The 14,599-nt window shown below is 73.0% G+C and carries 13 protein-coding genes and 1 pseudogene; 11 read left to right on the top strand and 3 right to left on the bottom strand.

Going from position 1 to position 14,599, the window contains the following annotated elements; genetic code table 11:
- Positions 1-11: 11 nt before the first annotated feature.
- From ACWC5O_RS02640 to ACWC5O_RS02630, 3 genes and pseudogenes are all read left to right on the top strand, one after another.
- Positions 12-1,094, top strand: coding sequence for a PLP-dependent cysteine synthase family protein (locus ACWC5O_RS02640; RefSeq protein ID WP_450581906.1), 1,083 nt, complete (start codon positions 12-14; stop codon positions 1,092-1,094).
- Positions 1,091-2,350 carry an MFS transporter gene (locus ACWC5O_RS02635; protein WP_450581908.1) on the top strand — a complete coding sequence of 420 codons (1,260 nt, stop codon included), beginning with the start codon at positions 1,091-1,093 and terminating at the stop codon, positions 2,348-2,350. Before ACWC5O_RS02640 ends, ACWC5O_RS02635 begins: the two co-directional genes overlap by 4 nt.
- Positions 2,351-2,503: 153 nt before the next feature.
- Positions 2,504-2,647, top strand: a pseudogene (locus ACWC5O_RS02630) (permease); the annotation flags it as partial.
- Positions 2,648-2,667: 20 nt separating this feature from the next.
- Here the strand turns inward: ACWC5O_RS02630 and rox are convergent.
- Entirely contained in the window at positions 2,668-4,095 is a 1,428-nt protein-coding gene (rox, locus tag ACWC5O_RS02625) for a rifampin monooxygenase (protein WP_450582226.1), read from the bottom strand.
- A 250-nt stretch (positions 4,096-4,345) separates the two neighbouring features.
- On the opposite strand from rox, the gene ACWC5O_RS02620 reads away from it, so the two are divergent.
- The 4 genes from ACWC5O_RS02620 (at position 4,346) to ACWC5O_RS02605 (ending at position 8,338) form a co-directional block, all read left to right on the top strand.
- Complete coding sequence (locus tag ACWC5O_RS02620) at positions 4,346-4,777, top strand: hypothetical protein (protein WP_450581910.1); 432 nt, start codon at positions 4,346-4,348, stop codon at positions 4,775-4,777.
- A 106-nt stretch (positions 4,778-4,883) separates the two neighbouring features.
- Positions 4,884-5,807, top strand: coding sequence for a hypothetical protein (locus ACWC5O_RS02615; RefSeq protein WP_450581912.1), 924 nt, complete (start codon positions 4,884-4,886; stop codon positions 5,805-5,807).
- Between the two features lie 201 nt (positions 5,808-6,008).
- Positions 6,009-7,292 (top strand): FAD-dependent oxidoreductase, encoded by a 1,284-nt coding sequence (locus ACWC5O_RS02610; protein ID WP_450581914.1) that lies wholly within the window; start codon positions 6,009-6,011, stop codon positions 7,290-7,292.
- A 296-nt stretch (positions 7,293-7,588) separates the two neighbouring features.
- Entirely contained in the window at positions 7,589-8,338 is a 750-nt protein-coding gene (locus tag ACWC5O_RS02605; protein ID WP_450581916.1) for a GNAT family N-acetyltransferase, read from the top strand.
- Positions 8,339-8,366: 28 nt separating this feature from the next.
- On the opposite strand, the gene ACWC5O_RS02600 is transcribed toward ACWC5O_RS02605, so the two are convergent.
- Positions 8,367-9,215: an alpha/beta fold hydrolase gene (locus tag ACWC5O_RS02600; protein ID WP_450581918.1), complete on the bottom strand. Its 849-nt coding sequence runs from the start codon at positions 9,213-9,215 to the stop codon at positions 8,367-8,369.
- 101 nt (positions 9,216-9,316) lie between these two features.
- On the opposite strand from ACWC5O_RS02600, the gene ACWC5O_RS02595 reads away from it, so the two are divergent.
- From ACWC5O_RS02595 to ACWC5O_RS02580, 4 genes are all read left to right on the top strand, one after another.
- Positions 9,317-9,916 carry a TetR/AcrR family transcriptional regulator gene (locus ACWC5O_RS02595; protein WP_450581920.1) on the top strand — a complete coding sequence of 200 codons (600 nt, stop codon included), beginning with the start codon at positions 9,317-9,319 and terminating at the stop codon, positions 9,914-9,916.
- Positions 9,917-10,092: 176 nt separating this feature from the next.
- On the top strand, positions 10,093-11,463 hold the full coding sequence (locus tag ACWC5O_RS02590; protein ID WP_450581922.1) for an MFS transporter: 1,371 nt from the start codon (positions 10,093-10,095) through the stop codon (positions 11,461-11,463).
- 71 nt (positions 11,464-11,534) lie between these two features.
- Complete coding sequence (locus tag ACWC5O_RS02585; protein WP_450581924.1) at positions 11,535-12,230, top strand: response regulator transcription factor; 696 nt, start codon at positions 11,535-11,537, stop codon at positions 12,228-12,230.
- Positions 12,227-13,609, top strand: coding sequence for an ATP-binding protein (locus tag ACWC5O_RS02580; RefSeq protein ID WP_450581926.1), 1,383 nt, complete (start codon positions 12,227-12,229; stop codon positions 13,607-13,609). The genes ACWC5O_RS02585 and ACWC5O_RS02580 overlap by 4 nt, the downstream gene beginning before the upstream one ends.
- Here the strand turns inward: ACWC5O_RS02580 and ACWC5O_RS02575 are convergent.
- Positions 13,600-14,568, bottom strand: a complete 969-nt coding sequence (locus tag ACWC5O_RS02575; protein ID WP_450581928.1) for a TAXI family TRAP transporter solute-binding subunit — start codon at positions 14,566-14,568, stop codon at positions 13,600-13,602. The genes ACWC5O_RS02580 and ACWC5O_RS02575 overlap by 10 nt on opposite strands.
- Between the last annotated feature and the right edge of the window lie 31 nt (positions 14,569-14,599).

Here is a 14,599-nt window from a genome sequence, read left to right as displayed (position 1 = left end):
AGAAGCACGCCATGAAAGACCTCACCAGCAGTCTGCCCGGACTCGTCGGGGACACCCCGGTCCTGTGGATCGGCGAACCCTTCACCGCCGCCGGACGCGGTTTCTGGGCCAAGCTCGAAGGACACAACCCCGGCGGCATCAAGGACCGGGCCGCCCTGTACATGGTGCACGCGGCCCGCGCACGCGGAGAGCTGCGGCCCGGCGCCCGGATCGTGGAGTCCACCTCCGGCACCCTCGGCCTCGGCCTGGCCCTGGCCGGCGCCACCTTCGGACATCCCGTCACGGTCGTCACCGACACCGGCACGGAGCCCCTGATGACCGGTCTCCTCACCGCCCACGGCGCCGAGGTCGAGGTGGTCGAGGCCCCGCACCCCACCGGCGGCTGGCAGCTGGCCCGGCGGCACCGCGTGACCGAACTCCTGGCCGCACATCCCGGCGCGTGGTGCCCGGACCAGTACAACAACCCCGACAACGTCGCCGCCTACGCCCCGCTCGCCCGTGAACTGGCCGCCCAGCCGGGCGGTGTCGACGTCCTCGTGGTCTCGGTCGGCACCGGCGGGCACTCGGCCGGGACCGCCTCCGTGCTGCGCCGTCACTCCCCCGGGCTGCGGGTCGTCGGGGTCGACGCCACCGGCTCGACGATCTTCGGGCAGCCCGCGGCGCCACGCCTGATGCGCGGCCTGGGCAGCAGCATCCACCCCCGCAACGTCGCCTACGGCCTCTTCGACGAGGTCCACTGGGTCGCCGCACCGGAAGCGGTGTGGGCCGCCCGCCGCCTGGCCCGCGACCACTACGCGACCGGCGGCTGGAGCGTCGGCGCCGTCGCCCTCGTCGCCCGCTGGCTGGCCCGCACCCGGCCGGCCCGCGAGCGGATCGTCGCCGTCTTCCCGGACGGTCCGCAGCGGTACGTCGGCACGGTCTACGACGACACCTACTGCCGTACGCACGCCCTGCTCGGCCGCCCACCCGCCGACGATCCCGACGAGATCGCCCACCCCGGCGTACGGGCCGTCACGCGCTGGACCCGCTGCACCCAGGTCGTCGACCCGCTCACCACCGGCGGCACCGCGCGGCCGACCGGAGTCGCCCGATGAGGCAGCTGTGGCGGCAGACCCGCTCCTTTCCGCCCGCCGTACGGCTGCTGATGGCCAACCAGTTCGGCATCAACCTCGCCTTCTACATGCTCATGCCCTACCTGGCCGCCCATCTCTCCGGCGAACTGGGCCTGGCCGCCTGGGCGGTCGGGCTGGTGCTCGGCGTGCGCAACTTCTCCCAGCAGGGCATGTTCCTGATCGGGGGCACCATCGCCGACCGCTTCGGCTACAAGGCGCCGATCATGACGGGGTGTCTTCTGCGCACCCTGGGCTTCGGCCTGCTCGGCTGGGTCGACAGCCTGCCCGCCCTGGTCGCCGCCTCCGCGGCCACGGGCTTCGCCGGCGCGCTGTTCAATCCGGCCGTGCGTGCCTGTCTCGCCGTCGAGGCGGGCGACCGCCGCGTCGACGCCTTCGCGACGTTCAACGTGTACTACCAGGCGGGCATGCTGCTCGGCCCGGTGGTCGGACTCGCGCTGCTGGCGGCCGACTTCAGCCTGGTGTGCGCGGTGGCCGCGGCCGTGTTCTGCGCACTCACGCTGTTGCAGTGGAGGGCCCTGCCCGGCCGGCACGTCGAGCCGGCCGGCACCGGGCGGGACCACGTGCTGACGCAGTGGCGCACGGTCGTCGCCAACCGGCCCTTCCTGCTCTTCGCCACGGCCATGATCGGCTCGAACGTGCTGACCTTCCAGATCTACCTGGCCCTTCCGCTCACCGCGGCCCACGCTCTCGGCTCGCACGGCACGACACTGACCAGCGGGCTCTTCATGGTCTCGGCCGCGGTGGCCGTCGCGGGACAGCTGCGACTGACCAGCTGGGCGAGGGAGCGGTGGCAGCCCGCCGAGGCGCTGGTGCGGGGTCTGATCGCCATGGGGCTGGCCTTCCTCCCGCTCGCGCTCACCCCGCACGGCTCGTCGGTCGGGGTGCCGGCCTCGCTGTTCATGGCCGTGGTGCTGCTCTCGGCGGGAGCGGCGGTGACCTATCCGTTCGAGATGGACACGGTCGTCGCCCTGTCCGGAGGCCGTCTGGTCGCCACGCACTACGGGCTCTACAGCACCGTTTCCGGTCTGGGCATCACTCTCGGCAACCTCGTCACCGGCGCCCTGCTGGACTTCGCCTCGCGGCACGACGCGTTCTGGCTCACCTGGACGGCCCTGACCGGCACCGGACTCGCCTGCGCCGCCGCCGTCAGCGGCCTCGCCCGCGCCGGACACCTGGCGCGACGACTGCCGCAGCCCCTCCCGGCACAGCACGCGTGACACCACACCCCGACGCAGATTTCGACCCGAGCCAGGCCGGCGCCACGACGGGTGCGCACATGCATGCGATCGGCCACGCGCTGTCGTCATGGAGCGGGCGGCGATCCTGCGGGACCTGGTGTCGGGCCTGCTCATCGCCGGGACGATCGCCGCGGCGTCAGCTGGGACTGCACGACCTGGCTGAACATCGCGTTCCTGCTGCTCGCCGCGGTACTCGTCGTCCGTTTCCTGCGCACCGGCGGTCCCGCGATGCTCCGGACGACGGGCGGCTCACCCGGGCACGCGGAAGTCGCCTGACCGGTTCGGGGGCTGCGCGTTCAGCCGACGGCGGCACCGAACCACCGGGGCAGCCGGCCGAGCAGCTCCTGCTGGTCCTCACCGGCCCACGCCACGTGGCCGTCCGGCCGCAGCAGCACCGCGGGCACGTCCAGTTCCTCGCTGACGTCGACGACGTGGTCGACCCGGTCCGCCCAGCCCGCCACCGAGAGCCGGCCGGTCTGGTCGAGCAGCAGGCCGCGGCCGCCGCGCATCAGCTCGTAGAGGCGCCCCCGCTTCAACCCCACGTCCCGCATCCGCCGGCCGAGCAGTTCATGCCCCTCACCGAAGTCGTAGCGGACCTCGACCGCGGTGATGAGCCCGGTCACGTACCGGTTCACCTCCTCGAAGTCCATCAGCTTCGAGAACAGCCCCCGTAGCGCGGTCGCACCCGGGTCGGTCCCCAACAGGGTGATCTGCGCACGGGTGTTGTCCAGCACAGCGGCGCCCACCGGGTGTCGTTCGGCGTGGTAGCTGTCCAGCAGCCCCTCCGGCGCCCAGCCGTTGACCGCGGCAGCGAGTTTCCAGCCGAGGTTGAACGCGTCCTGGATGCCGAGGTTGAGGCCCTGCCCGCCGGTCGGCGGGTGGATGTGCGCCGCGTCGCCGGCCAGCAGCACCCGGCCGACCCGGTAGCGCTCGGCCTGCCGGGTGCCATCGCCGAACCGGGACAGCCAGCGTGGCGAGTGCACGCCGAAGTCGGTGCCCGCGAAGGCACGCAGCTGCTGCCTGAACTCCTCGAGGGTCGGCGCGGTCGCCCGGTCCTCGGCCACGCCGTCGGCCGGCACGACGACGCGGTACACCCGGTCCCCGCTGGGGCTGACGCCGAACCGCAGCTGAGTCCTGCGGACCTGCTCGACCACGGCGGCGATCGTCGCCGGATCCTCGGTCACCTCCATCTCACCCAGCAGCGTCTCGACCTTGGCCGGCTCGCCGGGGAATCCGACGCCGAGCCGCTTGCGCACCGTGCTGCGGCCGCCGTCGCATCCGACGAGGTAGCGCGAGCGCAGGTGCGTCCCGTCCGCCAGCTCGACGGTCACCCCGTCCTCGTCCTGGCTCAGCCCGGCGACTTCGCAGCCGCGCCGGATCTCGGTACCGAGTTCGAGGGCATGCTCCTCGAGCAGCCGCTCGGTGACCGGCTGCGGGGTGGCGACGCCGTACGGGTGAGCCGTGTCCAACCGGTCCGGCCACGGCTTGGCGATACCGCCGAAGAGGCCACCGACCTGGAACTTCTCACTGATCGCCAGGAACCGGTCCAGCAGGCCGCGCTGGTCCATCAGCTCGACGCTGCGCGCGTGCAGGCCCTGCCCGCGGGACTGCTCGGTCGGCTCGGTCAGCTTCTCCAGCACGACCACGCGCACCCCGTGCAGCCGCAACTCGCCGGCCAGCATCAAGCCGGTCGGTCCTCCGCCGACGACGATCACGTCGATCATCACTGCCCCCATGAGTTTCCGCAGGTTGTGGCTTCGGCCGGTGATTCTGCGGTACGACGGGGGCCTTGCCGCAAGCCCCCCGGTGCGCTATACGTTGAGAGTGGCGAGGAGTGGTTCATCTCCTTGCCCTTCTTGTTGCCGTCCGGCCTTTTCCGTCCGGCCTTTTCTTCCCGGGTACCCCCACCAGGTATCGTCGTAGCGCTGACCACACCTCGGTGGTCCGCGACGGCCGGCGGGAGGACAGGTCATCATGGGCGGCGAACGCACGCGCAGGACGGGCAGCGCCCGGCTGCTGCCGTTGTGCGCGATACTGCTCGGTCTGTTCCTCATGCACGGCTCGCCGGCCGCGGCCGTCGACGGCTGTCACGGTCGGACGGGTGCGGCCCTCGTCATGCACGACGGCCACGACGGCCACGATTCCGCGACGGCGGCGAAGCCCGCACGGACCCGGCCCGGCACGCTCCGGGCCGTGGACGACATGGCCGCGCACGGGACACTGTGCGTCGCCACTCCCGCCGAGCAGCGCGTCCTGCTGCCCGTCGCGCCGCTCACCGCCCTCTTCGCACTCGCCGCACTCGCGACCTGGGCCGTGCACCGAGCCTGGCGTCCCGGCGGGACCGGGCGGCGCGGGCCACCGGACGGACGTGGTCTCCTCCTCCAGGTGTGCATCGCGCGGACGTGACAGGACCGCGCCGGAGCAGGCCCCCTTCGGGGCTCTCCGGCCGCAGCGTCCTGCTCACTCCGCGCGCCACCCGGCGTGGTGCGCCACCCGGAAAGACACCCGAGCGATGTTCGCTTCCACCCGTTCCACCGTCCGTCGCCGCGCCCTCGCGGCCGCCGGAACCGCAGCCGCCCTCGCCCTGACGCTGGCCGCCTGCGGGTCCTCCGACGACTCCGCCATGCCGGGCATGCATCACAGCGCCAAGCCGACCGCGACCTCCGCGGCCGGAGCCGGCTCCTCGATGAACGGCATGCCCGGCATGGACCACGGGGCCGACGGCAACGGCCTGGCCGACGCCAAGGACGGCTACCGCCTCACCAGCTCCGACACCACCCTGACCGCCGGGAAGCGGACGACGTACCGCTTCACGGTCGCCGGCCCGGACGGCAAGCCGGTGACCGGCTTCGCCCTCGACCAGACCAAGCGGATGCACTTCTACGCCATCCGCTCCGACCTGACCGGCTTCCAGCACCTCCATCCGACGATGGCCTCCGACGGCACCTGGACGGCCGGCCTCTCCTCCCTCGCATCCGGCTCATGGCGCGTGTTCGCCTCCTTCACACCGGACAGCGGGAGCGGCAAGGGCAAGGACTTCGTGCTCAGCCGGACGGTGAAGGTCCCCGGTACGGCCGCCCGGACCCGGCTGCCCGCCGCGACCGGCAGCACGACGGTCGACGGATACACGGTCACCGTGGAAGGCGAGCCCATGGCCGGCATGGCGCATCCGCTGACCGTGCGGATCGCCAGGGACGGCAAGCCGGTCACCGACCTCCAGCCCTACCTGGACACCTACGCCCACCTGACCGCCTTCCACGAGGGCGACGCCGCGTTCGCCCACCTCCACCCCACGACCAAGGTCGACGGCGACCACGGCGGCCCCGACCTGTCCTTCCACGCCGAACTGCCCACCGCGGGCAACTGGCGGCTGTTCCTGCAGTTCCAGACCGGCGGCAAGCTCCACACGGCCGCCCTGACGCTGCGTGTGGGCTGACCCACGGCCCGTCGCCCGTCGGCACCTTCCCTCGGGGGGTGTCGGCGGGCCGGGCTTCACCGGTGCGGCGCGGTCGCGGACCGTTGTCCGCCAACGGTTCGACCACGTTTCAGCAATGTATGTCCCATATCGCATCGCTATGCCGGTGCATGGGTAACACTGAGCCGCGGAGTGGGGGCGAGTCGACCAGCAGGGGGATGTGTGACGCAGTCGCTTCCGGAACAGCACCACGCCCATGACGAGGCACCGGCGGGGAGGGCGGGGCCACCGGTCGTCGTGGTCGGCGCCGGGCCGTACGGACTCTCTGTCGCCGCGCATCTGCGGGCCGCGGGCACGCCAGTTCGCGTCTTCGGTGACGTGATGGGCAGTTGGCGCCATGCGATGGCGACCGGCATGTTCCTCAAGTCCACACCAGCGGCCACGGACCTGTCCGCGCCCGAGCCCGGAGGGCGGCTCTCGGACTTCCGGCGGCTGCACGGTGAGCCGGAGCTGACCGAGCTGACACCCATCCCGTGCGAGGTCTTCGTGCGCTACGGGCAGTGGTTCCAGAAGCGGTACGTCGGTGAGGTCGACCCCGCGCGAGTCATGGCCGTCGGCAGGGCGGCGACCGGCTCCGGTTTCACCGTACGGCTGGACGACGGCCAGGAACTCACGGCCGCGGCCGTCGTCGTGGCCACCGGCCTGAACGGGCTCGCCCACGTCCCGGACGAGTTGCGGCGCCTCGCACCCGAAGGCCCCGGCATCGGAGCGCTGGTGTCGCACACCAGCCACCACACGGACCTGTCGCGGTACGCCGGGCAGCGCGTCGCCGTCGTCGGCGGCGGGCAGTCCGCGCTGGAGAGCGCCGCGCTGCTGCACGAGGCCGGTGCCGAAGCTCAGGTGCTGGTCCGGGAGCAGCGCGTGCTGTGGGGCATGACACCGGATCTGGCCCGGACCTGGACCCGGCGGCTGGCCAAACCCGCCTCCCCGCTGGGCACCGGCTGGGCCCTGGCCGCGGTCTGCAAGGCTCCGGGCGGAGTACGACGGCTCCCCGCGTCGGCCCGGCTGCTGCTGTTCCGGCGTGCGCTGGGCCCGTCGGGCGGCTGGTGGCTGCGGGACAGGGTCGAGGGTGTCATATCGGTGCGCACGTCGTGCCGCGTCACTCGCGCCGAGGCGGCCGGATCCGCCGCGCGCCTGGAGCTCGCGGAATCCGACGGCCGGCGCACGACCCTCACCGTCGACCACGTGCTGGCAGCCACCGGCTACCGCCTCGACCTGGACGTCATACCCTTCCTGTCGCCCGCCGTACGCGGCGCCGTGGCATGCGTCCCGGGTTCGAAGGCCCCCGCCCTGACCGCGACGTTCGAATCGTCGGTGCCCGGCCTGTACTTCACCGGATCGCTCGCGGCCCCGATGTTCGGGCCGATGATGCGCTTCGTGGCCGGCACGGAGTTCGCCGCCACGCGCATCGCCCGGCACGCCGCCCGGCTGACGAAGACGGGCTGAGCACGGCAGGTCGGGTCGGGCGTCCAGCCGTATGTCCGCTTGCCGCACTCGTTCGGAGTGTGGCAGGCTTCGGGGAGTTGATCTGCGTTCACTCATGTACGACGAAGGACTGAAGCCATTGATCGCGGCGTCCCACAGCGGCCGCCGTCGGCACTGACCCCGCCCCGCCCTTACGGCAGCGGCCGTCTGTGCCCTCGCGTCTCCTCACGGCGGCCCCACGTACATCCCGTGTTCCCGGCGGACACGCCGGTCCCGCAGCCCTCGCGGCTGCCATCCAACGTGAGGTCATCTTCATCGTGCACACCGATGTCCAGAGTTTCGCCGTCGCCAACCTGCTGCGCCGTCCGGCGGCGGTCGCAGTCGGAGGCTTCGTCGTGGGATTCGATCCCACGACGACCAGCCCGTACGTCAACTACGCGACCCCGGTCCCCGGCGCCGAGCCGACCGACCGGGACGTCAGCGCCCTGATCGGGGCATTCCGCGAGCGCGGCCTCAAGCCCCGTCTGGAGTTCGCCCCGGACACCGCACCCGCCGTCGAACCCGTCCTGCGCCGGGCCGGCTTCGCGACGGAGGCGGTCCATGAGTACATGGTCTGCACCCCCGCCACCCTGGCGGTGCCGGCCGGGAGCATCGAGGTGGCGGCACCGGACACCGACGAGGACTACACGGCGATCGACGCCGCCCTCTCCGAGGCGTTCGGCGGTGAGTTCCCCCCTTCTGCGGAGGGCGCGGCCCGGCTCAGGCGCACCCAGGAGAGCGGCGGAGCCGTACGGTTCGTCCGTGCCGTCGACGGCGGCTGCGCCGGTGCGGCCGTCTGCTCGGCACCCGCCCATGGCACGGCCGAGCTGGCGGGTGTGGGCACCCGGTCCGCGTACCGCGGTCGGGGCATCGCGGCCGCGGTCACGGCGTCCCTGGCCGCGACCGCGTTCGCCGACGGGGCGTCGTCCGTCTGGCTCGAGTACTCGGGCGACGGGTCGCGCCGCGTCTATGAGCGGGTCGGCTTCCAGCCCCGGGGCACCCGCCTCTACCTGACGCTCGAAGGGTGACCCACCCGGCGGGGGCCGAAGCCGGTGCTCAGCCCTCGCCGGGCAGCGGATGCTCCTTGACGAAGCGGCGGATCTCCGCGGTGAGGGCGGCCGGGTTGTCCAGCTGGACCAGGGTGCGGGCGTCGGGGATCTCCACATAGCGCGCGTCGGGCAGCAGCTCGGCGAGGCGGCGGCCGGTGGCGGGAGGCATCATGCGGTCCTCGGCGCCCCAGGCGACCAGGGCCGGACGCGTGAAGGAGGGCAGGTTTCCCGCCGCCCTGACGTAGCACTCCGGGTCCGCGTCGCGGCAGAACTTGGCGAAGTCGCGGCGGATGTCACGGCTCGTCAGCAGGGGGCCGTACCAGCGGGCGATCAGTTCCTTCGGCAGCCGCTTCTTCGCCATCCCGCCGAGGGACGTCTCCATGCGGGCGAGGAAGGGGAAGCGGAAGGACTGGACGAGGAGGAAGAGTCCACCGGGGATCCTGCTCGCCCGGTGCAGCAGTCTGCCCTGTGCGCCGGGCGGGTAGTTGTCCAGGGCCTCACAGGAGGTGAGGACCAGGCGGGCGATGCGTTCGTCCCGTACGCCGACGAGGAGTTGGGCCGTTCCGGTGTCGTTCTGGACGAGGGTGACGTCCCGCAGGTCCAGGCGGTCCATGAACTCGGCGAGCAGCCGGGCGATGCCGTGTGCGGAGAGGTCCGCGTCCGGGCGCATCGGGCGCCGGTGGCTGCCGACGGGCAGGACGGGGACCAGGACGCGGAAGTCGGGCCGCAGGTCCGTCACGACGTCTGACCACACCGACTCGTCGAAGCCGAGACCGTGGACCAGGACCGCCACGGGGCCCTCGCCTCCCGAGTCCTCGTAGTCGATCGTCCCCGCGCTCAGCTCGATCTGCGGCATGGTCCCGCCTCCGACCCCGTTGGCACTAGATAGAGCGTTCTAGTGACAGAATAGGCACGGAAGGGCACACAGCACCAGCGGCTTTACCGGAGGCTCCCGCCGTGAGCGACAGCAAGGCTCCCAGCACCCACGAGACCAGGCAGCGCATCGTGAGCGCCGGCACGGAGCTGTTCCGGCGCACGGGCTACACGGGCACCGGCATGAAGCAGATCGCGGAGGCCGCAGGTGCGCCCTTCGGGTCGATCTACCACTTCTTCCCCGGCGGGAAGGCCCAGTTGGGCGAGGAGGTGATCCGCACCTCGGGAGCCGTCTACCTGGGGCTCATCACCGCCCTGATGACGCCCTACGAGGACCGGGTCGCGGCCACCGCCGACGCCTTCACGGCCGCGGCCGGCACCCTCGCCGAACTCGACTTCGCCGACCCCTGCCCCATCGCCACGGTCGCGATGGAGGTCGCCAGCACCAACGAGACGCTGCGCCAGGCCACTTCTGAGGTCTTCGACAGCTGGGTCGACCGTCTCGCCGCGTACTACGCCGAAGGGGGCGTCCCCGAGCCCGCCGCCCGGGAGACGGCGAGCTCGGTCGTCGCGCTGCTGGAGGGCGCCTTCATGCTCGGCCGGGCCGCGCGCAGCACGGCGCCGGTCCTCGCGGCGGCCGAAGCGGCGGCGGCAATCGTACGGGCGGCACTGGCGGGCGAGTGACGGGCCCGCAGGCGCCTTCTCGGGCGGGCTCACAGCCGCTTTCTTAGCGGCATGTTAGATCTGCGCGGCCGGCCTTGTCCGGGTGCGGCGGCGGCCCGCATGCTCGGGCGCACTCAGGTTCCGGGGGCACCTCTCCCGCTCCCCGATCCCACCGGATTTCCCCACCTGGAGCCGCCATGTCATCCTCTGCCGCCCTGCCCGGAAGGCCGCCGTCGGCCTCCCCCGGCAACCGCCGTCTCGCCCTCGTCGGCGGGTCGCTGGGCAACCTCGTCGAGTGGTACGACTGGTTCGTCTACGCCAGCTTCGCGATCTACTTCGCCGACTCGTTCTTCCCCGGCGACAACCCGACCACCAAACTGCTGAACACGGCCGGCATCTTCGCCGTCGGCTTCCTGATGCGTCCGGTCGGCGGGTGGATCCTCGGGCGGGCGGCGGACCGGCACGGGCGCAAGAGCGCGCTCACCCTCACCGTCACCATGATGTCGGTGGCCGCCCTGCTCATCGCCGTCGCGCCCACCTACGGCCAGGCCGGCTACTTCGGCGCCGTGGTGCTGCTCCTGGCCCGGCTGCTGCAGGGCCTGAGCATCGGTGGCGAGTACGCCGCCAGCGCCACCTATCTGACCGAGGCGTCCGCCCGCGACCGGCGCGGGCTCGGCTCCTCGTTCCAGTACGTGTCGATGACCTGCGGCCAGCTCCTCGGTCTCGCCATCCTGATCACGATGCAGCACACCCTGACCACGGACCAGTTGGAGAGCTGGGGCTGGCGGATCCCGTTCGTGCTCGGTGCGCTGTTCGCCGGGGTGGTGTTCTGGCTGCGGCGCCGGCTGACCGAGACCGAGGCGTTCACCGAGGAGTCCGGGGCGGACGACCGTACGGACACCGCGCGCGGCACGCTCAGGGCGCTGTGGCAGCATCGCCGCGAGGCCGGACTGGTCATGGCGCTCACCCTGGGCGGCACGGTGGCGTACTACACGTACACCACGTATCTCACCAAGTACCTGATCGGCAGCGCCGGCATGGCCAAGTCCACGGCCACGCTGGTGAGTTTCACCGCGCTCACCGTCTTCGCGCTGCTCCAGCCGTTCGCCGGGCTGCTCTCCGACCGGATCGGCCGGCGGCCCCTGCTGATCACCTTCGCGGTCGGCTGCACGGTGGGGACGTACCCCATCATGACCGCGCTCGGCTCGGCGTCCTCGTACTGGTCGGCGCTGGGGCTGTCCCTGCTGGCCCTGGTCATCGTCACCGGCTACACCTCGATCAACGCGGCCGTGAAGGCGGAGCTGTTCCCCACCCGGGTCCGCGCCCTCGGGGTGGCGCTGCCGTACGCCGTCGCCAACGCGCTGTTCGGCGGGACGGCGGAGTACGTGGCGCTGTGGTTCAAGGACAGCGGTCACGAGAAGGTGTTCTTCTGGTACGTGTCGGGGTGCGCGCTCGTGTCGCTGGTCACCTACGTGCTGATGCCGGACACCCGCAACGCGGCACTCAGCCGCGCCGAGGTCGAGGCGGACACCGGTCGCGACCACAGTCCCGCGGAGGCCGTCCGCTGACGCGGGTGGTGACCCGGACGGTGCCGCTTACGTAAGCTGCCGCCCAGGTCACCACGGCACGAGGACTTCACATGCACGCGCTGCTCGTCGAGGACGACGACCGTATGGCCCAGGCCCTGACCACGGCCCTCGCCCAGCGCGGGCACACGGTGCGCAGGGCCGGCCGGGCCCTGGACGCCCTGCGCCATGTCCACGCGGCCGAGTTCGTGCTGCTCGACCTCGGCCTGCCCGACCTGGACGGGCTGGAGCTGCTGCGGCGGCTGCGCACGGTGTGCGAGGCGCCGCTGATCGTGGTGACGGCCCGCTGCGAGGAGCGCGACATCGTGCAGGGGCTGCGGGCCGGTGCCGACGACTACGTGGTCAAGCCGTTCCGGATGAACGAGCTGATGGCCCGGATCGACACCGTGCGCCGCCGCACCGGGCCGGCGGCGGCCCGCGGCACGAACGGCGACGCAGGCCCCGTGCGCACCGGCGATGTGGAGATCGACATCGCGGGCCGTACGGTCACGGTCGCCGGCGCGGACGTACGGCTCACCCGGCGCGAGTTCGACGTCCTCGCCTTCCTCGCGGCCCGGCCCGACGAGGTGCACTCCCGCGAGGAGATCCTGGACCGGATCTGGGGCGACGCCTTCCTCGCCGCGTCCCGGTCCCTGGACGTGCACGTGGCGGGCATCCGCGCCAAGACGGGCCGCGCCGAACTGGTACGTACGGTGCGGGGCTTCGGGTACCAGCTCGGCACCGACGGCCGAGACGGCCGCCGCCGATGAGGCGCAGGCTGCTGGCCGTGCTGATGGTGCTCATCGGGGCCGCGACCCTGCTGCTGTCGGTTCCGCTGGCCGGCTCGTACGCGAGCGGACGGACGGAGCATCTGCTGCTCCAGCGGCGCGCCGACGCCGTGCGGTTCGCCGACCTCGCCGACCGGGTGCGGACGGCCGCCGACCGTGCCGAACTGTCCACCGAGATCCGCCGGTACGCCGAGCTGTACGGCGCCTCGGTGACCGTGGTGGACTCCGCGGGGCGGACCCTCGCGCAGGCGGGGGCCGGCGTCTCCCCGTCCGCCGCGGACGACGTCCTGGGCCGGGCACTGACCGGGCGGTCCACCGAACAGCTGCCGACCGTACGGCCGTGGGGGCCGGACCGGGTGGTGCTCGCCGAGCCGGTCGGCCGGGACGAGCGGGTCAGCGGCGCGGTCCTGCTGGCCGTCCCGACCACCGCCGCCCGGCGGGACGTGACCGTGCGCTGGGCGCTCGTCGCCTGCGGGGCGCTCACCGCCTTCGCGGCCGCGGCCCTGGTCGCGGCCGGCATCACCCGCTGGCTGATGCGCCCGGTCCGTGACCTCGACCGGGCCGTCGCCGGACTGGCGTCCGGCAGCCTGGAGACACGGGCCGTCTCCGACACGGGGCCGCCCGAACTGCGCAGCCTTCGCCGGCACTTCAACGGCATGGCCGAGGCGGTCGCCGACTCCCTCGGCCGCCAGCGCGCCTTCGTCGCCGACGCCTCGCACCAACTGCGCAACCCGCTGGCCACCCTGGTGCTCCAGCTGGAGAACGTGGAGCCGCATCTCGCGCCCGGCCCCGGCAGGAAGGAGCACGCACGCGCCCTGGACGAGGCGGAGCGCCTGGAGGAGCTGCTCGACGGCCTGCTCGCGTTGGCACGGGTGGAGTCGGGCACGGCGGAGCGGACCGAGCAGGACGTGTCCCGCGGGGTGCGTGAGCGGGTGGCCGCGTGGCAGCCGGTGTTCGAGGCGACCGGGGTGACGCTGAGCGCCGCTGCCGTACGGGAGGGACTGCGGGCGCCTGCCGTGCCGGACGCCGTCGGCCGGATCCTCGACGCGGTCCTCGACAACGCGGTCAAGTTCGTCCCGTCCGGTGGGCGGGTCGCGGTGACGGCCGCGCTCGCGGACGGGGAGGTCGTGGTGCGCGTCGCCGACGACGGCCCGGGGGTGCAGGACGATCAGCTGACGCTGCTCACCCGGCGTTTCGCCCGGGCCCCCGAGCATCAGAACGTGCCCGGCAGTGGCCTGGGCCTGGCCATCGCCGACGAGATCGCCCGCCTCAGCGGGGGCCGGCTCAGCACGGCCGGCAACCGTCCCCACGGCCTGGTGGTGGAGCTGCGGCTGCCGGGGCCGGTGCCGGATCAGCCGTAGACCGAGCGGTAGTAGGCCACCGCGCCGGGGTGCAGGGGTACGTCCCCCGTCGCGACGGCGAACCTGGGTTCGAGCCGGGCGCCCGCCGTGACCTCCCGCAGCAGCACACGCCACCGGTCGAACACCACCCGGAGCACCTCGCGCACCGCCTGCTGCGGCACCTGGGAGCGGGCCAGCAGATAGTTGCCCACGCCGACGGTGCCGACCGGCTCGGTGAGCCCGTACACGCCGGCCGGGAGGGTGACCGCCGTGTAGGCGGGGCCGTACGTGTCGCGCAGGATGCCGGCCTGTTCCTCCAGCGGCAGGAAGCGCAGCGGCATTTCACGGGCCAGCGCCGACAGGGCGGGGGTCGGCACTCCCCCGGCCCAGATCAGCGCGTCGACCGTGCCCGTGCGCAGCGCCGCCACCGAGGCGGCGAGGCCGAACTGCCGTTGCCGTACCGACCGCTTCCCGGTCAGTCCGGTCACCCGGAGCAGCCGGTTCGCCAGCACCTGCCCGCCGGAGCCCGCCGCGCCGGTGGCGACCGAACGGCCCGCGAGATCCCCCACGGACCGCACGGGTCCGTCGGCCGGTACGACCAGGTGCGTGTAGTTGACGTAGACGCGGGCGAGAGCCGTCACGGCGGCCCGGCTCGAGAACGGCTCCCGCCCCCGCACGGCGTCCTCGGCGGCGTCCGCCATCGCCAGGCCCAGGTCCGCCGATCCGGCGCCGAGTCTGCGGAGGTTGTCCACGCTGGCCGAGGTGCTGAGCGGGGTGATGTGCAGCCGGGGGACGGCCTGTGCGGCCTGCGCGGCCAGTGCCTTGCCGAAGGCGTTGTACGGCCCGCCGGGCGCCCCCGTCGCGAGCCTGAGCCGCCAGTCGGGTCCGCCGTCCCCGGAGCAGCCGGCCAGGGCGAGGGTCGGGGCGCCGAGGACCGCGGCCTCCAGCAGGCCGCGGCGGCTCATCGGTCGACCGGTCACGCCCGCAGCGTAGCCGCTCCGCGCGGACCGG

The organism is Streptomyces sp. NPDC001450 (assembly GCF_053597295.1).
Note: the sequence above shows the minus strand (reverse complement) of the source record. Positions and strands in the feature narration are given on the sequence as shown.